The following is an 18465-nucleotide window of genomic DNA, read 5'->3' as shown; positions in this document are numbered from 1 at the left end:
CCGAACTACAGGAAGATGAACTTGGCGATAAAGATCGCGCACAGTACCCACAGGCTGATGGAAATCTCGCGGTATTTACCGGTGCCGGCCTTCAACGCCACATACGTGATAAAGCCCAGGGCGATGCCGTCGGCGACCGAAAACGTCAGCGGCATCATGATCGCGGTGACGATCGCCGGAATGCTGTCGGTGGCCTCATCCCAATTGATATGGGCCATGCTCGCCATCATCAGCATCGCTACATAAATCAGCGCGCCCGCCGTTGCGTAGGCGGGAATCATGCCGGCCAGCGGCGCAAAAAACATCGCCGCCACGAACAGCACGCCCACGGTCACTGCGGTCAAACCCGTACGGCCGCCAGCAGCCACACCGGCGGCGCTTTCTACATAGCTGGTCACCGGCGGTACACCGACCATGGCGCCAAACACGCTGGACGCACTGTCAGCCTTCAACGCGCGAGACAGGTTGTCGATCTTGCCATCGGCATTCACCAGGCCTGCGCGTTGCGCAACGCCCATCAGTGTACCGGCAGTGTCGAACATGTGTACAAAAAGAAAGGCAAATACCACGCTGATCATGCTCACATTGAACACACCCATCACGTCCATTGCCATCCAAGTCGGTGCCAGGCTCGGTGGGGTGGCGAGAATGCCGTTGTAGTGCACTAGGCCCAGGCCCCAGCCGGCCAGGGTTACGGCGATGATGCTGATCAGGATGGCGCCGAAGACGCGGTGATAACTGAGGATGGCAATCAGCAGGAAACACACGGCCGCCAGCAGCGGTGCCGGCTCGTGCAGGGAACCGAGCTTGATCAGCGTGGCCGGGCTGTCGACGATGATGCCGGCGGTTTTCAGGCCGATCACCCCTAGGAACAAGCCCACGCCGGCGCCCATGGCATGGCGCAGGCTGACCGGAATGCTGTTGAGCAGCCATTCGCGGATGCGCGACAGCGTGAGGATCATGAACAGCACGCCGGAAATAAACACCGCGCCGAGGGCGGTCTCCCAGGTGTAGCCCATGGTGCCGACCACGGTGTAGGTGAAGAATGCGTTCAAGCCCATGCCCGGCGCCAGGCCCACGGGCCAGTTGGCGTACAGGCCCATCAGCAGGCAACCCAGCGCGGCCGCTATGCAGGTGGCGACGAAGGCCGCGCCGTGATCGATACCGGCATCGGCCATGATATTGGGGTTGACGAAGATGATGTAGGCCATGGTGATAAAAGTGGTGAGGCCGGCGATCAGCTCGGTCTTCACTGTGGTGCCATGCAAGCGCAGTTTGAACAGGCGTTCCAGCCAACCGCCTCGGGGCGCGGCCAGGTCCAACGTAGGGGCTTCGGTTTTGCGGCTATCCACAGCGAGTACTCCTCAATCGTTTTATTGTTATTTCCAGCGCCGGTTACATGAGTGGGCAACGGCGCTTTGAGGTGTTGGCGGGTTTGTTGACCAAAAGGTCAGGAACTCGCACGAAGCGAATTATGCTTTTGTATACAAATAAAGCAAATAATGTTTTCGATTATCTGGGCGAAAAGGGATGAAAGGCCCACGCCAGGGGATTTATTCTGCGCGACGCCTTGAAACAAGCCCTCGATACCCGCACCTTGTGGGCGCAAGCATTCGGTCAGCGCGGCGAAAAGGGGAGCCCCATGTACAAGGTTTATGGCGATTACAAGTCGGGCAATTGCTACAAGGTCAAATTGATGCTCACTCTGTTGGGCATCCCGTATGAATGGATCGATATTGATATTCTCAAGGGCGATACCCAGACCCCTGAGTTCCTGGCCAAGAACCCCAATGGCAAGGTCCCGGTATTGGAGCTCGAAGACGGCACCTGCCTGTGGGAGTCCAACGCGATCCTCAACTTCCTCGCCGATGGCAGCGAATTCTTGCCCACCGAACCGCGCCTGCGTACCCAGGTATTGCAGTGGCAGTTTTTCGAGCAGTACAGCCATGAGCCTTACATTGCGGTGGCGCGGTTTATTCAGTTTTACCTGAACATGCCCGAGGATCGGCTGGAAGAATATAAAACCACCCATAAGGGCGGTTACAAGGCCTTGAAGGTGATGGAGCGTCAGCTTCAAGCCACGCCTTATTTAGTGGGCGAGCAGTTTTCAATTGCCGATATCGCATTGTATGCCTACACCCATGTGGCCCATGAAGGCGGCTTTGACCTGGCGCCGTATCCGGCGGTGCAGGCATGGTTGCAGCGGGTGGCCAGTCATCCTCGGTATGTGCCGATGCTCGACTGATTCACTCGGTCCAATGTGGGAGCTGGCTTGCCTGCGATAGCGTCACCCTGGTGCCCCGGCTAAATCGAGGTGTCTGCATCGCAGGCAAGCCAGCTCCCACATTCAGCGCGGCGGCGCGTCAGGCAGTGCTTTGTTGAGCAGTTCAAAGCAGCGCTGCGCCGCCGGGCTCAAGCCCATGCCGCTACGGCTGATCAAGCCGATCTCCCGATTCACCCCGGGATGATCGATATTGATCCGCTGCAAACCCTCCAGGCTATCCGCCGCCGACTCCGGCAGCACACTGACACCCAACCCCTGGCGCACCAATGCCAATACGGTCGACATGTAGTTGGCCTCCATGCCGGCGTTCAACGTCAGCCGTGTCTCATCGAACAGCGTATCCACTTGCTCACGCACACTGCTGTCGCGCCCGGTCAGGATAATTGGCTGGTCTGCCAGTTGCTCCAGGGTCAATTGGCGGTGATGGGCGAGCGCATGACCCGATGGCACAAACGCGCACAGCCGATCATTGAGCACCGGCACGAAGTCCAGGCCGTGGCTCAGGCGGGCGCGCACGCCGATGCCGAAATCCACTTCGCCGTTGCGAACCTTTGCATGAATGCGCTGGGCCACCAGGTCATGCAGGCGCACTTCGATGCCGGCGAAGCGTTCGCGAAACAGGCGCAAGGCCGGGGGCAGGGCGCCGGCGCAGACTGAGGGCAGGGCGGCAATGGTCACCACGCCGCGGCGCAAGGCGGCGAGGTCGCGGGAGCCGGTGACGATGTTGTCCAGGTCCAACAGCAGTTTTTCCATAGGCCCGCGCGCGTCCTGGCCTGCGGCGGTAATGCTCACGTGGCGCGGGCTGCGGTCGAGCAGGGCGACGCCGAGCCAGTCTTCCAGTTGTTGCACCTGCACGGTGAGGGCTGACGGCGACAGATGCAATTCGTTGGCCGCCTTGGTGAAGCTGCCTGTGCGGGCAACCGCAAGGAAGGCTTGAATGTGCTGGATGCTGTTTTTCATAAGCGCCGCTTCATTTTGTTTTTCCGAACGCTGATGGCTGAATATTGCAATTTACAAAGCCTAGCGCGATTCCAATACTCCAGGGAAAACAATAACCGGCCAACGAGGCCGCCCTGGAGTAACCCATGCTCGCAACCCTGGGTGTCATCACCATCCTGTGCCTGCTCGCTGCCGTCATGAGCAAGCGCCTCTCGCCGCTGGTAGCCTTGATCGCCTTGCCGATCATTGCCGCGCTGATCGGTGGATTCGGCCTGCAAACCAGCGCCTTCATCATTACCGGTATCAAGAACGTCGCCCCTGTGGTGGGCATGTTTGTGTTCGCGATCCTGTTTTTCGGGATCATGACCGATGCGGGCATGCTCGATCCCATTATTGATCGCATCCTGCGTACGGTCGGGACGCGTCCTACACGAATTGTGGTGGGTACTGCGACCCTGGCGTTGCTGGTGCACCTGGACGGCTCTGGCGCGGTGACCTTTCTGGTGACGGTGCCGGCGATGCTGCCGCTGTATACGCGCCTCGGCATCGATAAACGCATCCTAGCCTGCGTGTGTGCGATGGCCGCCGGCGTCAACTTCCTGCCCTGGACCGGCCCGGTGCTGCGTTCGTCGGCGGCCTTGCATGTGCCGGTGGCCGACCTGTTCCAACCATTGATCCCGGTTCAGATCGTCGGGCTGATCTTTGTCTTCGCCTGCGCCTGGTGGCTGGGCCATCGCGAAGAAAAGCGCCTGGGCCTGGGCGCCGGTTCCAGCGTGGAGGCGGTGCCGCAACGAGTGCTCAGCGATGACGACATCACGCTGCGTCGTCCACGGTTGTTCTGGGTCAACCTGATGCTGACCGTGCTGGTGATGGTGGTGATGATCGCCGGCTGGGTCGACCCGGTGGTGATGTTCATGCTCGGCACCGTGGTTGCGTTGTGCATCAACTATCCCAACGTGGACGCCCAGCGTGCGCGCATCGACGCCCATGCGAAAACCGCCCTGACCATGGCCAGTATCCTGCTCGCCGCCGGGGTATTTACCGGCATCATGCAAGGCACCGGCATGCTCAAGGCCATCGCCGAAGTGGCGGTGGCGCAGATTCCGGCGGGCCACGGCAAGTTGATCCCGGCCGTCGTGGGCTTTTTGTCCATGCCCCTGAGCATGTTGTTTGACCCCGATTCCTACTATTTCGGCGTGATGCCGGTGATCGCCGAAGTCGGCAAGGCCTTGGGCGTCGACCCGCTTCAGGTGGCCCAGGCTTCGCTGCTGGGCGTGCACACCACCGGCTTCCCGGTCAGCCCGCTGACGCCTGCGACCTTCCTGCTGGTGGGCCTGTGCAAGATCGAACTGGCCGATCACCAGCGCTTCACCATTCCTTTCCTGTTTGCCGCCTCGGTGTTGATGACCCTGACGGCGTTGCTCCTGGGAGTGATTTGAGATGAACACCTTGCGCATCGGCTCCGGCGCCGGCTACTCCGGCGACCGTATAGAACCTGCCGTGGAACTGGCCGAACACGGCGACCTGGATTACCTGGTCTTCGAATGCCTGGCCGAACGCACCATCGCCCTGGCGCAACAGGCGCGTATCAGCAACCCGCAGGGCGGTTATGACCCGCTGCTGGCTGAGCGCATGCGCCGTGTCTTGCCCTTTGTGGGGCAGCGGGCGGGGCGTCGACGCCTGCGGGTGATCACCAATATGGGCGCGGCCAACCCGCTGGCGGCGGCCAGGGAAGTACGGCGTATTGCGGGCGAGCTGGGCCTGGGCCTCAAGGTTTTGGCCGTGGTCGGCGATGACGTGCTGCACGCCTTGCCTGCCGAGCAGTTGCTGGATAACGGCAAGACCGTGGGGGCATTGGGTGAGCGGCTGATTTCCGCGAATGCCTACTTGGGTGTGGAGGGCATTATTGAAGCGTTGCGTGCCGACGCCGATGTGGTGATCACCGGGCGCGTGGCCGACCCTTCGCTATTCCTGGCGCCGCAGATGTTCGAGTTCGGCTGGGCCTTCGATGATTGGCCGCGACTGGGCCGAGGCACGTTGGTGGGGCATTTACTTGAGTGCGCGGGGCAGGTCAGTGGCGGTTACTTCGCCGATCCCGGCTTCAAGGATGTGGAGGATCTGGCACGCCTGGGCTTTCCCCTGGCCGAGGTCGACGCCGACGGCAATGCAGTGATCACCAAGGTGGCAGGCTCCGGTGGACGGGTCAGCCGCGCGACCTGCGCCGAACAACTGATTTATGAAGTTCACGACCCGGCAGCCTACTTGACCCCGGATGTGACGGCCGACTTTTCCCAGGTGGGGTTTGTCGAGGAGGGCGTGGACCGGGTGCGTGCCCAGGGAGCTAGTGGGCGTGCCCGGCCTGATCAACTGAAGGTCAGCGTCGGTTATCTGGACGGTTGGATCGGTGAGGGGCAGATGTCCTACGGCGGTCCAGGTGCTGTCGCACGGGCCGAGTTGGCGCGGGACGTGGTACTCAAGCGTCTCGCGTTGATCGGCGTAAAGATGCAGGACCTGCGCGCCGAGTTGATTGGCATGGATTCACTGCACGGCCCACGCAGCAGCGTCGAGCCTTGGGAAGTGCGCCTGCGGGTCGCCGCCCGGTGTGAGGAGCGTGGCGACGCGGTGCGGATCGGCAATGAAGTGGAGACCCTCTACACCAACGGCCCGGCCGGCGGCGGTGGGGCGAGCAAGGGCGTACGCCAGGTGGTGGCGGTCGCGTCGTTGCTGTTGCCCCGTGAAGCGGTCAAACCGAGGATTGAAGAATGAAACTGCATACGCTGGCCCATTCCCGCACCGGGGATAAGGGCGACACGTCAAACATCTCGATCATTGCCTACCGCGCGCAGGACTACCCGTTGCTGTGTGAACAGCTGACGGCGGAGCGCGTGGCAGCGTTCTTCGCGGATTTACTGGAACCCGGTGCTGAGCCGGTTCGGCGTTATGAATTGCCGAATGTGCAGGCGCTGAACTTCGTTTTGCCGGGCATCCTGCGTGGCGGCGTGACCCGCTCACTGGCGCTGGATGCCCACGGCAAGTGCCTGGCCTCGGCACTGCTGGATCTTGAACTGGCAATACAGACTTAAGAACACCGCAGAGCAAATGTGGGAGCTGGCTTGCCTGCGATTGCATCACCTCGGTACATCTGCTGCACCGCGGTGCCCGTATCGCAGGCAAGCCAGCTCCTACATTGACCGCAGCGGGCTTCAGATTGCGGCGAAGCGCTTGTCCAGGTACTCGATGATCACCTTGGAGTCATACATCCAGGTGGTCTGGCCGTTCTCTTCGATGCGCAGGCACGGCACTTTGATCTTGCCGCCTTGCTCCAGCAGGGTCTGGCGGTCCTGTTCGTTGTTCTTCGCGTCCTTCAAGGCCACCGGCACATTCAGGCGGTGCAGGGTGCGGCGGGTCTTCACGCAGAACGGGCAGGCGTGGAACTGATACAGGGTCAGGTCTTTGGCGGCAGCATTGACCTTGGCCTGTTGCTCGGCAGGGCGTTGTTTTTTGCGTGGGCGGGTAAGAAAGTCGCCCGCGATGATGACGTGGCCGAGGCCCACTCTAAGTGCTTTGACGAACATGGCTGAAACCTCTTGCCCATGACTGAGGGGGCGCAGCTTACCTGATTTCTACAGGCGAAAAAAAACCGGCGATGAACGCCGGTTTTTTCCTGCCTGGCCGGTTACTTGATCAGGCTGAGAAATTCGCTGCGGGTAGCCGCGTTCTCACGGAACTCGCCCAGCATCACCGAGGTGATCATCGACGAATTCTGTTTCTCGACACCGCGCATCATCATGCACATGTGCTTGGCCTCGATCACCACGGCCACGCCCAGGGCGCCTGTCACTTCCAACACGGCGTCGGCGATCTGGCGGCTGAGGTTTTCCTGGATCTGCAGGCGGCGCGCATACATATCGACAATGCGGGCGACCTTCGACAGGCCCAGCACTTTGCCGCTCGGGATATACGCCACATGGGCCTTGCCGATAAACGGCAACAGGTGGTGCTCGCACAACGAGTACAGCTCGATGTCCTTGACCAGCACCATTTCGCTATTGTCAGAGCTGAACAAGGCACCATTGGTGACTTCTTCGAGTGTCTGTTCATAACCGCGGCAGAGGTACTGCATTGCCTTGGCGGCACGCTTTGGCGTGTCGAGCAGGCCCTCGCGGGACACGTCCTCGCCGAGTTGGCCGAGAATCTCTGTGTAATTCTGTTCCAGGGACATGAAACTACCTGTGGGATTTTCGCAAAGCGCAAGGTTACGGTGGCGGACACATCGCTGCAAGCCTGACGAAGGCACTTGTTACTCGTCGCGCCCTTCCATCATGGTGCGCTTGAGCATCACATACACCGCGCCGGCACCGCCGTGGCGGGCCTGGCAGGAGGTAAAACCGAGCACCTGGGCATGCTGGCGCAGCCAGGTGTTGACGTGGCTCTTGATCATCGGCCGCTTGCCGTCCAGCCGCACAGCTTTGCCATGGGTGACGCGCACGCAGCGAATTTCGAATTTGGTCGCTTCAGCCAGGAAAGCCCAGAGGGTTTCCCGGGCTTTTTCCACGGTCATACCGTGCAGGTCGAGGCTGCCTTCGAACGGGATCTGGCCGGCCTTGAGCTTGCGCATCTGGCTTTCCTGCACGCCGTCGCGGGCCCACATCAGCTCATCTTCGGGGCCGACGTCGATCACGAACTGGTCCGACAGGCCATCCACGGTGGTGGCATCGGTGCGCACGGTCGCGGCCTGGCGCAGCTTGGCGATCTGCGCCCGGTCGGTCTTGGGTTTGCCGGTGTCGGCGCGGTCGTGCTTGATCGGCTTGACGCCGCGCAGCTCGTTTTTGAACAGGGAAAAATCGTCGTCTTGCATGTCAGCCTCCGCGAAGGGCGGGCAGTTTACCTAAATCGCGGCGGCCAGGGCGCAGGAAACGCTATCCGAGCGCCATCAGTCGTGCTTTTTCATCAGGTGAGAGGCGATATTCAACGACAACGGTTGGCGCATTTTCCGACGGCTGCGACGCCACAGCCACACACCCAACCACAGCACCAGCAAGCCGACACCCAGCAGGAGTGCCGAGCCACCCGGGCTGGCATTCAGTTCGCCGAGTGCCGGCGAATGCCCAAACAGGCCGGCGCCACCAGCGCCCGCCAACAACAAACCTACTATCGCCAGTAACGCGGCAATGCACGCTACCAGGCGCAGACGCCAATTGCTCGGGCCTTTGGGGCGCAAGCGACGAGCATCAAAACCATCGGATATCTTCATTCCGACCTTTCCTCCAGGGTATCGGCCCTTCGACCGGAAGATACACAGGTTGTTCCGGGGGGAGGGGTAAATGCGCCAAATGAAAGGGCTTTGCGGATGAGCGGAGCAATAAACACGCCGCTCACCGCCAGCAGGGTCAGATCAGATCTTTGGCCAGCGCCAGGGTGGCGAAGTTGTCGGCCATGATGGCCATTTCGGTTTGCTGCACGTGCTCGGCGCTCAGGATGCCACCCTTGTACGGCAGGTCGCGGGTGGCGCAGGCGTCTTCCACCAGGGTGCAGCGAAAGCCCAGGTTCTTGGCCGCGCGCACGGTGGTGCTGACGCTGGAGTGGCTCATGAAACCGCAGACGATCAGGTCCAGGGAGCCCAGGTCTTGCAGGTGTTTTTCCAGGCCGGTGCCATGGAAGGCGCTGGGCAGCAGTTTGCCGATGATGGTTTCGTCACCTTCAGGCTCAAGGCCCGGAATGAATTCGCCGCGCTCGCCCTGGGGGTCAAACAGGCCGCCCACCGTGCCCAGGTGGCGCACGTGCACAATCGGGCGCCCGGCACTGCGCGCTGCGGTCACCAGTTGCTTGATGTTCTGCACCGCCGCGTCCATGCCCGAGAGGGCGAGCGGGCCGCTGAGGTATTCTTTCTGGGCGTCGATGATCACCAGGGTCGCATGATTGAGGTTGGCTGCTGCGTAACCGCGACCGCTGAGTTGAAACATCGTCTTTGGAACGGACATTCTGGGGCTCCTGTGAGTGGGGCTTTTGCGACATTGTCCACTGGCTGAGCGCTTCTGTGAATCGCTACTATCGTAAGGTACGCCGTTGCTGGCGTGCAGCCATGTCAAGAGGCAGGCCTGTTTAACACAATGCGGGCAAATTGGATGAAATCCGACGTACGGTGCCAGGTGTTTCGTACATCGTCGGTACAGGTGAAGGCTGTTAGAATCGCCAGTCGTTTTTTCCAGGAGCTTGCCCCGTGATCACTTCCCGCCTGCGCACCTTGCGCGACCATATCCGTTGGGCTGTCAGCCGTTTCCATGGGGAAGACCTGTTTTTTGGCCATGGCACCGACAATGCCTGGGACGAAGCCCGGCAATTGGTGCTGGGCGCCTTGCACCTGCCGTGGGAAATCGCCGACAGCTATTTGGATTGCAACCTGGAAGAAGAGGAAATCTCCCACGTGCAGCGCTTGCTGCATCGGCGTATCCATGAGCGAGTGCCTACCGCGTACCTGTTGAACGAAGCCTGGTTTTGCGGCATGTCGTTTATCGTCGATGAGCGCGTACTGATCCCGCGTTCACCCATAGGCGAGCTGATTGAAGACCGCTTCGAACCCTGGCTGGCCCAGGCGCCGGCACGCATCCTCGACCTGTGCACCGGCTCCGGTTGCATCGGCATCGCCTGTGCCTATGAATTCCCCGAGGCCGAAGTGGTGCTGGGAGACTTGTCCTTCGAAGCCCTGGAAGTGGCGAACCAGAACATCGAGCGCCATGGCGTCGACGAGCGCGTCTACACCGTGCAGGGCGATGGTTTTGACGGTTTGCCCGGCCAGCGTTTCGACCTCATTGTGTCGAACCCGCCCTACGTGGATGCCGAAGATTTCGCCGACATGCCCGACGAATACCAACACGAACCGGAACTGGGCCTGGCCTGCGGTGACGACGGCCTGAACCTGGTACGCCGGATGCTGGCTGAAGCGGCGGACCACCTGACCGAGAAGGGCTTGCTGATTGTCGAAGTGGGCAACAGCCAGGTGCATGTCGAGGCGCTGTATCCGGAAGTGGACTTTGCCTGGCTGGACTTCAAGCGCGGTGGGCATGGGGTGTTTATGTTGACGGCTGAGCAGTGCCGCCAACACCAGGCCGTTTTCGCTGCCCGGATATAACTGCAGAAACTCGGTCAATGTGGGAGCTGGCTTGCCTGCGATAGCGGTGGGTCAGCTTGCACTTGTGCTACTGATACATCGCTATCGCAGGCAAGCCAGCTCCCACATTTTGATTGCATTTCAATCTATCAGCGGTGCGTGGCAATCCAGATCAACAACCCCGCCTGAAACACCGTAAACGCCACCAGGCAGGTGATGGTAAAGCGCAGCCCGCTGTCCTCACGTTTGAACTTGGTGACTTTCTCCTCTTCCTTGCGCAGTTTCACTTCCTGCTCCGCCAGGTTCTGGTCGGCCTGTTGCAGCATCTGCGCGGCTTCGAGGATCTCCACAAACTGCACTTTCTCGGTATTCCAGCTGTCCAGCACGTCGCCGACCTTGCCTGGTTGCACATTGCCTTTGAGGTGCTGCACATCGGCGTAGGCCACATCGAAACCCTGGATACGCAGGAAGTGATCGCGGCGCAGGCGCGTGGCTTCGTTGAGGGCGTCCTTGTTGGCCAGGTCCACGCCGTCGACGCGGTAGTGTGACCACTTCTTCTTCGCCCAGGCGGCGCCTTGGGCCACCAGGAAGCGCCCGATACCGCGGTTGGCCGGCTCGATTTCCAGGCTGTTGCCGGGGCCGAAGTGCACGCGGTGTTTATCGTGATCGACCCAGATATCCAGATGATTCTGCTCGCGCCGTACTCGCTGGCCCGGTAACTGGATGACCATGCGCAACAGGCTGTGGTGTTTGTCATGACGCTCGGCATAGCCGAACTGCACAAAGCGCAATGGCCGTGCGCCGGTGGCGCGGTCGGTGGCCAGTGGGGCCAGGCGCAGCATCTTGAAGTGTTCGGCGTGAACGTCGGCCCACGGCAGGGCTGCTGCCGCGGCAGCTTCGGTTGCGGCCGGGGTCTCGGCGGTAGATTCGGGTGTTGTTTCGGTGGTTGTCATGCGGCGCGATCCTGTCCAAGCCCTGCGAGCCGACAGTCTTTTTACTGTCGACTCTGGACTTATCGGCCGTTTTTTCCAGGACTGGAGGCCAATTGCCGCTTAACGGGGTTGAAGTCCTTCGATAAAGCTGACGATACGTTGGCCCAACTCCGCAGCCAGCGGTAGTTTCGGGTCGTTGTAGGAGGCCAGTTGCTGCTTCACGTTATTGGGCACGATGCGCATCACGTGGTTCATACCTTCGATTACCGTCAACTGCGCGTCGGGTTTGGCCTTCTTCAGTTGCTGGGCGTCGCCTACACCCACTTGGATATCGTTGGTGCCCTGGATAATCAGCGCCGGCATATCCAAGCGTGCAAAAGCGGCCGACGGATCGGCGCGGAACAGGCTGATCAGATACGGCTGCACGCTGGGCCGGAAAATACCCTCCAGCGGGCGCGGCACATCGGCGTCCACCTGGCCGGCCTTGAGGTGATCGAGGATTTCATTGCTGCGTAGCAACAGGGCAGGGGGCAAGTGATCGGCCAGTTGCTGACGGATAACTTGGTCCACCGGGCGGGCGCTGCCTGACAAGGAAATGACTCCGGCCGGTTCAAGTTGCGGCGCGGCGAGGGCGGCGACCAGCGCGCCCTCACTGTGGCCCAGCACAATCAGCGGGCCCATGCGCTTGTCGGCCTTGAGCAACTTGCCCCAGGCCACGGCGTCGGCCACATACGCCTCCAGGGTCAGGTTGCGCTCATCCGGCGTGGCCGCCAGGCTTGCAGCCACGCCGCGCTTGTCGTAGCGCACGCTGGCGATGTTATGCCGGGCCAGTACCCAGGCCAGGCGCTTGAGGCTGTCGTTGCGCGCGCCGTCGGCGCTGTTGCCGTTGCGGTCGGTGGGGCCGGAGCCGGCGATGATCAGCACCACCGGCACCGGTTTATCCGATTGCGGCAACAGCAGCGAGCCAAAGAGTTGGCCGCTGCCGGTGTCCAGGCTGATCGGGCGTTGCAAGACGACAGGGGAGGCGGCCTGGGCCACGGCGGTGAACAGGGTGAGGGTGAACAGCAGAACTCGCAGCATCATAGCGCCATCATTGGAGAGGTGCCGGTTGGACCAACGTCTACCGGTAAGGTTTCGAGGATGAACTAGTCGGTTAGCCTGCGTATACTGGCCGCCTTAAGTTATTACGGTTGACTTGATTCAACTGATTTCACGGAGCGCCCTGCATGTCCGGCAATACCTTCGGCAAGCTGTTCACTGTCACCACCGCGGGCGAAAGCCATGGGCCGGCGTTGGTCGCCATTGTCGACGGCTGCCCACCAGGCCTCGAGCTGAGCCTGGACGACCTGCAGCGCGACCTTGACCGCCGCAAGCCCGGCACCAGCCGCCATACCACTCAGCGCCAGGAACCGGACGAAGTCGAAATCCTCTCCGGAGTGTTCGAAGGCCGCACCACGGGCTGTGCCATTGGCCTGTTGATTCGCAACACCGACCAGAAGTCCAAGGACTACTCGGCGATCAAGGACCTGTTCCGCCCGGCCCATGCCGACTACACCTACCATCACAAATACGGCGAACGCGACTATCGTGGCGGTGGCCGCAGCTCGGCGCGTGAAACCGCCATGCGCGTGGCCGCCGGCGCCATCGCCAAGAAATACCTGGCCACCCAGGGCATCGTCATCCGTGGCTACATGAGCCAATTGGGCCCGATTGAAATCCCGTTCAAGACCTGGGACAGCGTCGAAGACAACGCCTTCTTCTGCCCCGACCCGGACAAGGTGCCGGAACTGGAAGCCTACATGGACCAGTTGCGCCGCGACCAGGACTCGGTCGGCGCGAAGATCACCGTCGTGGCCGAAGGGGTGAAGCCGGGCCTGGGCGAGCCGATCTTTGATCGCCTCGACGCCGAACTGGCCCATGCGCTGATGAGCATCAACGCAGTGAAAGGCGTGGAAATCGGCGCTGGTTTCGCCTGCGTCTCCCAGCGCGGTACCGAGCATCGCGATGAGATAACCCCTGAAGGTTTCCTCAGCAACAACGCGGGCGGCATCCTTGGCGGTATTTCTTCCGGCCAGCCGATCGTGGCGCACCTGGCGCTCAAGGCCACGTCGAGCATCACCACACCAGGCCGTTCGATCGATGTGCACGGCAACCCGGTGGACGTGATCACCAAGGGCCGCCACGACCCGTGCGTCGGCATCCGCGCCACACCGATTGCCGAAGCCATGATGGCCATCGTGCTGATGGACCACCTCTTGCGTAACCGTGGGCAAAATGCCGATGTGCGCGTGAGTACCCCGATACTGGGCCAGCTGTGATCGCCTGGGGCAATGAGCGCGCTTGCTGTGGCGAGCGAGCTTGCTCGCGCTGGGCTGCGAAGCAGCCCCAATAGCATGCCCCAACCACTGCCATACTGGCGCCTCTCCAGCTTCTACCTCTTTTACTTCGCCCTGCTGGGGGCGACCGCGCCGTTCCTGGCGCTGTACTTCGATCACCTGGGTTTTTCCAGCGCACGCATCGGTGAACTGGTGGCCATCCCCATGCTGATGCGCTGCGTGGCCCCCAACCTGTGGGGCTGGATCGGCGATTACACCGGCCGGCGCCTGGCCATCGTGCGGTTCGGCGCGATGTGCACCCTGGCCAGCTTCTGCCTGATTTTCGTCAGCAAGACCTACGCCTGGCTGGCGCTGGTGATGGCCCTGCACGCGTTCTTCTGGCACGCAGTGCTGCCGCAGTTCGAAGTCATCACCCTGGCCCACCTGCACACGCAAACCTCACGCTACAGCCAGATCCGTCTGTGGGGCTCCATTGGTTTTATCCTCACCGTGGTGGTCATGGGGCGGCTGTTCGATTGGCTGAGCCTGGATATTTACCCGGTGGCGGTCGTGGTGATCATGGCCGGCATCATCGGCGCCAGCCTTTGGGTACCGAACGCGCAGCCTGCCAGCCACGGCAACCGCTTGGCCGGTGAGGGTTTCCTCAAGCAATTGCGCAGCCCAGGCGTGCTGGCGTTTTATGCCTGCGTGGCGCTGATGCAAATGAGCCATGGCCCGTATTACACCTTCCTCTCCTTGCACCTGGAGCACTTGGGCTACAGCCGTGGCGTGATTGGCCTGCTGTGGGCGCTGGGGGTGGTGGCGGAAGTGCTGATGTTCCTGGCCATGAGCCGTATCCTTGCGCGCTTTTCGGTGCGCCGGGTGCTGCTCGCCAGTTTCCTGCTGGCCGCGCTGCGCTGGTGGCTGCTGGGTTCATTTGCCGAGGTTTTCTGGCTGCTGCTGGTGGCGCAACTGATGCACGCCGCCACGTTTGGCAGCTTCCATGCAGCGGCGATTGCCTTTGTGCAACGCAGCTTCGGCGACCGCCAGCAAGGCCAGGGCCAGGCCCTTTATGCCGCGCTGGCCGGCACCGGCGGCGCGCTCGGCGCCCTGTATTCCGGCTACAGCTGGAACCTGCTGGGGCCAACCTTCACGTTCAGTATCGCCAGCCTCGCGGCCCTGGCCGCCGCCATTATCATTGGCCTTCGATTGCAAGAGCCGAACCAAGGAACCGTGCAATGAGCTATGTAGCCGTCTACTCCATCGCCACCCCGGACACCCCAAACAAAGTGTTGACCCATGCCGAGGATATCCAGTCGACCCTGGCCGAGCACGGTGTGCGCTTTGAACGCTGGCAGCCCAGCCTGATAGAAAAGGGCGCCACTGATGCTGAAATGATTGCCGCCTACCAGGCTCAGATCGAAGCCCTCGGCTACGCCGCTGTGGAAGTGGTCAGCGTGACCCAAGACCATCCACAGAAAGACGAGTTACGTGCGCAGTTCCTGGATGAACGTACCTACAGTGAAGACGAGGTGCGTTTCTTCATCGCAGGCCAGGGGCTGTTTACGCTGCACATAGGCGACTATGTGTACAGCTTGCGCTGTGAGAAGAATGACTTGCTGATCATCCCTGCCGGTGTACCGCACTGGTTCGACATGGGCGAAAACCCGCACTGTGTGACACTGCGTTTGTTCAACACAGCCCAGGGCGCTGTGCCCTCGTTGACCTGTGATGCGATTGCCACACGCTTTCCAGGACTCGATGACTAAGCACAAATAACTGAATGTTCAACTCTGGCAAGTTGGAAGTTGCTGTGGGAAGAAGCTTAATTATTTGTAGGGCAAAGCTGTTTGTTCTGCACTGTGCGCTTTGATTCCACTCGTTATGTAACTCTCTCTTCAGCGCCAATGTTTATGCCATCTGTCAATAGGAGGAATCCGAAAGGTGGCAGCGCATCAGCAGACATAAAGGAGAGAACAATGAGTGGCCCCGAGGAGACGTATCGCCCGTTAGTTATTGTACCGACGGCTATCAGAAAACGCCTGAGCTTGTGCGGCAAGCCCCTGACTGCCACGGAGCTGGAAATCCTGCGATGGGCCTCCGAGGGCAAGACGGTCTGGGAAATCAGCCAGATTCGCGCCACCTCTGAAGCCACGGTGAAATTTCATCTGCGCAACATCTACGGCAAGTTGGATGTCACCAACCGCGTACAGGCAAAGAATGAGGCCGCCCGCCAGGGCTTATGTTAACGGCATGAAAAAGGGCCGCGACGCTGAGTAGCGTCGCGGCCCTTTTTCAGATTTCCAGCTTAGGCCGAGTGATAGGTCGGCAGTGCAAAGCGGTTCTGGCTTTGCAGCATCGAAATCTGCGGCAGTTCGCTGGCTTGTTCAGCCAAGTCACGACGAATGGCGCTGATGACCCAGGTCAGTTGGTCGGCAGTGTGCAGCTGCTGATAAGAGATCGAGCGCTTGACCTGCTTACCTTCGCTGTTGCGCAGGGTCAACAGGATGCCGCCGTCCGGACGTGGCTGGGTGGTGACGTCGTAGTTGGAGAATACCGAAGCGAATTTATCTTGGATCAGGCTCATGTCTATCAGCTCCATTGGCTCAAGTTGGCAAGCATGGAGTGATAGGTGCAGTGATTGTGCCAGTATTGGATTTTTTAGAAAATCGTTATAAATCAGCAACTTATAAATTTACAGGATTTTCATTTTCGTGCAATTTGCATGAAGGGCCATCGTGCATCCTGCATTTTGCGCTATCTGCTCGGTGATTTTTTCGGGAGGAGGGGGAGGGCTGTACTGATACTGACCGCCTTTTGCTCGGAAAAATCCCGCTCGGCTGGCAGGCTGTTATCGCAGCGATGCGGCGGCCCGACAAGCCAGCTCCCGCATTTGGAGGGTGGAGTGTCCGGGAGATAAGCATCGGCCGGCCGCCACGAGATACAAAACTTTTCAAATCCCGCGTGTACAGCCAAAGAACCGCTGACGTATTTTCCGCTACACCAGTCGATGTACCTGGACCAGACCAAGAATAAGAAAAGGGACGTCCCGCCATGACTCATCAGCAAGTCGACATGATCACCTGGCGCATGATGCTGCGAAAGGTGCCTGCCATCGTTCGGGCCCTCCCACGGGTGGTGCGCGGCATGCGCGCGGCCAACGTCACCGACCCGGGCCAACCCTGCGGCCTGGGCTGGCATTTCGAACAAGCCGCCTTGCGCAACCCTGACGGTGCTGCCCTGCTTTATGGGGACAGCGTGATCAGCTACCGCGACGCCAATCAGCGCGCCAACCGTCTTGCCCACCACCTGCAAGCCCAGGGCATCGGCAAGGGTGACGTGGTGGCGCTGTTTATCGAAAATCGCCCCGAGTTGCTGCTCAACGTGCTCGCCGTGGCCAAGCTGGGCGGCATCTGCGCCATGCTCAACACGGCGCAAACTCAAGGGGCGTTGGTACACAGCCTGACCCTGGTCAACCCGGTTGCCATTGTGGTCGGTGCCGAATTGCTGGGCGCTTACGCGGCGGTGCGCGAACACGTGCAGATCCCGGCCGAGCGCACCTGGTTCGTGGCCGATCAACCCGGCAGTGCAGTGCCCGATGGCTATATCGACCTGATGGCCGCCAGCGCCGAAAGCCCGGTGGACAACCCGGTGAGTTCCGCGCAGGTGTTCTTTAATGACCCCTGCTTCTATATCTACACCTCCGGCACCACCGGCTTGCCCAAGGCCGGCATCATGAAGCACGGGCGCTGGACCAAAACTGCCGTGAGCTTCGGCAGTATCGCCCTGGACATGGGCCCGCAGGACGTCCTCTATTGCACCTTGCCGCTGTACCACGCCACCGGGCTGTGCGTGTGCTGGGGAGCGGCGATTATCGGCGCGTCGGGCTTTGCCATCCGGCGCAAATTCAGTGCCAGCCAGTTCTGGGACGATGCACGCAAGTTCAAGGCGACCACCCTGGGTTATGTCGGTGAGCTGTGCCGCTATCTGCTCGACCAGCCTGCCAGTGCGCAGGACCGCGATAATCAGGTGACCAAGATGGTCGGCAACGGCTTGCGCCCTGGTGTGTGGGCGCAGTTCAAGCAGCGTTATGGTGTGGAGCATATCTGCGAGCTGTATGCCGCCAGCGACGGCAATATCGGCTTTACCAACATACTGAATTTTGACAACACCATCGGCTTTTGCCTGCAGCATTGGGCGCTGGTGGATTACGCCCATGACACTGGTGAACCGCTGCGCGGCAGCGATGGGTTCATGGTCAAGGTGCCCACCGGCGGGCAGGGCCTGTTATTGGCGCGCATTGATGATAAGTCGCCCTTCGACGGCTATACCGATCCGGAAAAAAACCGCAAGGTGGTACTGACCGACGTATTCGAAAAAGGCGATCGCTATTTCAACACCGGTGACCTGGTGCGCAGTATCGGTTTCGGCCATGCGCAATTTGTCGATCGCCTGGGGGATACCTATCGCTGGAAGGGCGAAAACGTCTCGACCACCGAGGTGGAAAACGTCCTGCTCAAACACCCGCAGATCGCTGAAGTGGTGGCCTATGGCGTCGAGATCGACAACACCAACGGCCGCGCCGGCATGGTCGCCATCACCCCCAGCGAATCCCTGGCCAGCCTGGACATGCGCGAACTGCTGCAATTTGCCCACGGCCAGCTGCCCCCTTATGCGGTGCCGTTGTTTTTGCGGATCAAGGTGAAGATGGAAACCACCGGCACGTTCAAGTACCAGAAAGTGAAGCTCAAGGAGCAAGGGTTCGACCCGGACAAGGCTGGCAATGACCCGGTCTACGCCTGGTTGCCGGGTTCGGACAGCTATGTGCCGGTGACCGGGCAATTGCTGGCGCAGATCCAGGGCGGCCAATTCCGTTATTGATTCTGG

At 60.8% G+C, this 18465-nt stretch carries 20 protein-coding genes; 10 read left to right on the top strand and 10 right to left on the bottom strand.

Annotated elements, in window-relative coordinates; all coding sequences use genetic code 11:
• Window positions 1-5: 5 nt before the first annotated feature.
• Window positions 6-1352, bottom strand: a complete 1347-nt coding sequence (locus tag QK296_RS18115; protein WP_003192809.1) for an NCS2 family permease — start codon at window positions 1350-1352, stop codon at window positions 6-8.
• A gap of 290 nt (window positions 1353-1642) precedes the next feature.
• Here QK296_RS18115 and QK296_RS18110 point away from each other — a divergent pair, with 290 nt between their 5' ends.
• Window positions 1643-2245 (top strand): glutathione S-transferase family protein, encoded by a 603-nt coding sequence (locus QK296_RS18110; RefSeq protein ID WP_003192808.1) that lies wholly within the window; start codon window positions 1643-1645, stop codon window positions 2243-2245.
• 102 nt (window positions 2246-2347) lie between these two features.
• On the opposite strand, the gene QK296_RS18105 is transcribed toward QK296_RS18110, so the two are convergent.
• Window positions 2348-3244: a LysR family transcriptional regulator gene (locus tag QK296_RS18105; protein ID WP_034136083.1), complete on the bottom strand. Its 897-nt coding sequence runs from the start codon at window positions 3242-3244 to the stop codon at window positions 2348-2350.
• A 125-nt stretch (window positions 3245-3369) separates the two neighbouring features.
• On the opposite strand from QK296_RS18105, the gene QK296_RS18100 reads away from it, so the two are divergent.
• From QK296_RS18100 to QK296_RS18090, 3 genes are read left to right on the top strand one after another with little or no spacing between them, the layout of a single operon-like run.
• Window positions 3370-4662, top strand: a complete 1293-nt coding sequence (locus tag QK296_RS18100) for a citrate:proton symporter (protein WP_003192804.1) — start codon at window positions 3370-3372, stop codon at window positions 4660-4662.
• Window position 4663: 1 nt separating this feature from the next.
• A complete protein-coding gene (locus QK296_RS18095) occupies window positions 4664-5989 on the top strand; it encodes an acyclic terpene utilization AtuA family protein (protein ID WP_057709806.1) in 1326 nt (441 codons plus the stop codon).
• Entirely contained in the window at window positions 5986-6306 is a 321-nt protein-coding gene (locus tag QK296_RS18090; RefSeq protein WP_192001670.1) for a hypothetical protein, read from the top strand. The genes QK296_RS18095 and QK296_RS18090 overlap by 4 nt, the downstream gene beginning before the upstream one ends.
• A 120-nt stretch (window positions 6307-6426) precedes the next feature.
• On the opposite strand, the gene QK296_RS18085 is transcribed toward QK296_RS18090, so the two are convergent.
• The 5 genes from QK296_RS18085 to QK296_RS18065 all read right to left on the bottom strand — a co-directional run bounded on the left by QK296_RS18085 (window position 6427) and on the right by QK296_RS18065 (window position 9204).
• Window positions 6427-6798 carry a glutathione S-transferase N-terminal domain-containing protein gene (locus QK296_RS18085; RefSeq protein WP_003192799.1) on the bottom strand — a complete coding sequence of 124 codons (372 nt, stop codon included), beginning with the start codon at window positions 6796-6798 and terminating at the stop codon, window positions 6427-6429.
• 101 nt (window positions 6799-6899) lie between these two features.
• The gene (gene folE, locus QK296_RS18080) at window positions 6900-7445 is read right to left on the bottom strand and encodes a GTP cyclohydrolase I FolE (RefSeq protein ID WP_003192797.1); all 546 of its coding nucleotides are present in this window, start codon (window positions 7443-7445) and stop codon (window positions 6900-6902) included.
• 78 nt (window positions 7446-7523) lie between these two features.
• The gene (locus QK296_RS18075) at window positions 7524-8081 is read right to left on the bottom strand and encodes a Smr/MutS family protein (protein ID WP_003192796.1); all 558 of its coding nucleotides are present in this window, start codon (window positions 8079-8081) and stop codon (window positions 7524-7526) included.
• 75 nt (window positions 8082-8156) lie between these two features.
• Window positions 8157-8477, bottom strand: a complete 321-nt coding sequence (locus tag QK296_RS18070) for a hypothetical protein (protein WP_003192794.1) — start codon at window positions 8475-8477, stop codon at window positions 8157-8159.
• 136 nt (window positions 8478-8613) lie between these two features.
• Complete coding sequence (locus tag QK296_RS18065; protein ID WP_003192792.1) at window positions 8614-9204, bottom strand: cysteine hydrolase family protein; 591 nt, start codon at window positions 9202-9204, stop codon at window positions 8614-8616.
• 239 nt (window positions 9205-9443) lie between these two features.
• On the opposite strand from QK296_RS18065, the gene prmB reads away from it, so the two are divergent.
• Window positions 9444-10352 (top strand): 50S ribosomal protein L3 N(5)-glutamine methyltransferase, encoded by a 909-nt coding sequence (prmB, locus tag QK296_RS18060; RefSeq protein WP_034136080.1) that lies wholly within the window; start codon window positions 9444-9446, stop codon window positions 10350-10352.
• Window positions 10353-10480: 128 nt separating this feature from the next.
• On the opposite strand, the gene QK296_RS18055 is transcribed toward prmB, so the two are convergent.
• Together QK296_RS18055 and QK296_RS18050 are read right to left on the bottom strand one after the other, a co-directional pair.
• Window positions 10481-11284 (bottom strand): hypothetical protein, encoded by an 804-nt coding sequence (locus QK296_RS18055; protein ID WP_003192788.1) that lies wholly within the window; start codon window positions 11282-11284, stop codon window positions 10481-10483.
• Between the two features lie 99 nt (window positions 11285-11383).
• The gene (locus QK296_RS18050) at window positions 11384-12346 is read right to left on the bottom strand and encodes an alpha/beta fold hydrolase (RefSeq protein ID WP_003192787.1); all 963 of its coding nucleotides are present in this window, start codon (window positions 12344-12346) and stop codon (window positions 11384-11386) included.
• A 143-nt stretch (window positions 12347-12489) separates the two neighbouring features.
• Here QK296_RS18050 and aroC point away from each other — a divergent pair, with 143 nt between their 5' ends.
• The 4 genes from aroC (at window position 12490) to QK296_RS18030 (ending at window position 15827) form a co-directional block, all read left to right on the top strand.
• Window positions 12490-13581: a chorismate synthase gene (gene aroC / locus QK296_RS18045; RefSeq protein WP_282391145.1), complete on the top strand. Its 1092-nt coding sequence runs from the start codon at window positions 12490-12492 to the stop codon at window positions 13579-13581.
• Window positions 13582-13656: 75 nt separating this feature from the next.
• On the top strand, window positions 13657-14820 hold the full coding sequence (locus QK296_RS18040) for an MFS transporter (protein ID WP_282391144.1): 1164 nt from the start codon (window positions 13657-13659) through the stop codon (window positions 14818-14820).
• Window positions 14817-15347 (top strand): acireductone dioxygenase, encoded by a 531-nt coding sequence (locus QK296_RS18035; RefSeq protein ID WP_169912598.1) that lies wholly within the window; start codon window positions 14817-14819, stop codon window positions 15345-15347. Before QK296_RS18040 ends, QK296_RS18035 begins: the two co-directional genes overlap by 4 nt.
• A 210-nt stretch (window positions 15348-15557) precedes the next feature.
• Window positions 15558-15827, top strand: coding sequence for a helix-turn-helix transcriptional regulator (locus tag QK296_RS18030; RefSeq protein ID WP_003192780.1), 270 nt, complete (start codon window positions 15558-15560; stop codon window positions 15825-15827).
• Window positions 15828-15886: 59 nt separating this feature from the next.
• Here QK296_RS18030 and QK296_RS18025 read toward each other — a convergent pair whose 3' ends face one another.
• Window positions 15887-16165, bottom strand: a complete 279-nt coding sequence (locus tag QK296_RS18025; protein ID WP_003172952.1) for a DUF3509 domain-containing protein — start codon at window positions 16163-16165, stop codon at window positions 15887-15889.
• A gap of 467 nt (window positions 16166-16632) precedes the next feature.
• Between QK296_RS18025 and QK296_RS18020 the strand changes: the two genes are divergently transcribed.
• A complete protein-coding gene (locus tag QK296_RS18020) occupies window positions 16633-18459 on the top strand; it encodes a long-chain-acyl-CoA synthetase (protein WP_057709809.1) in 1827 nt (608 codons plus the stop codon).
• Window positions 18460-18465 lie beyond the last annotated feature (6 nt).

It is taken from the genome of Pseudomonas sp. AL10, assembly GCF_029960685.1.
In the GTDB taxonomy this organism is placed as follows: domain Bacteria; phylum Pseudomonadota; class Gammaproteobacteria; order Pseudomonadales; family Pseudomonadaceae; genus Aquipseudomonas; species Aquipseudomonas lactis.
The sequence above is the reverse complement of the archived record's forward strand: the minus strand, read 5'-3'. Positions and strand labels throughout refer to the sequence as shown.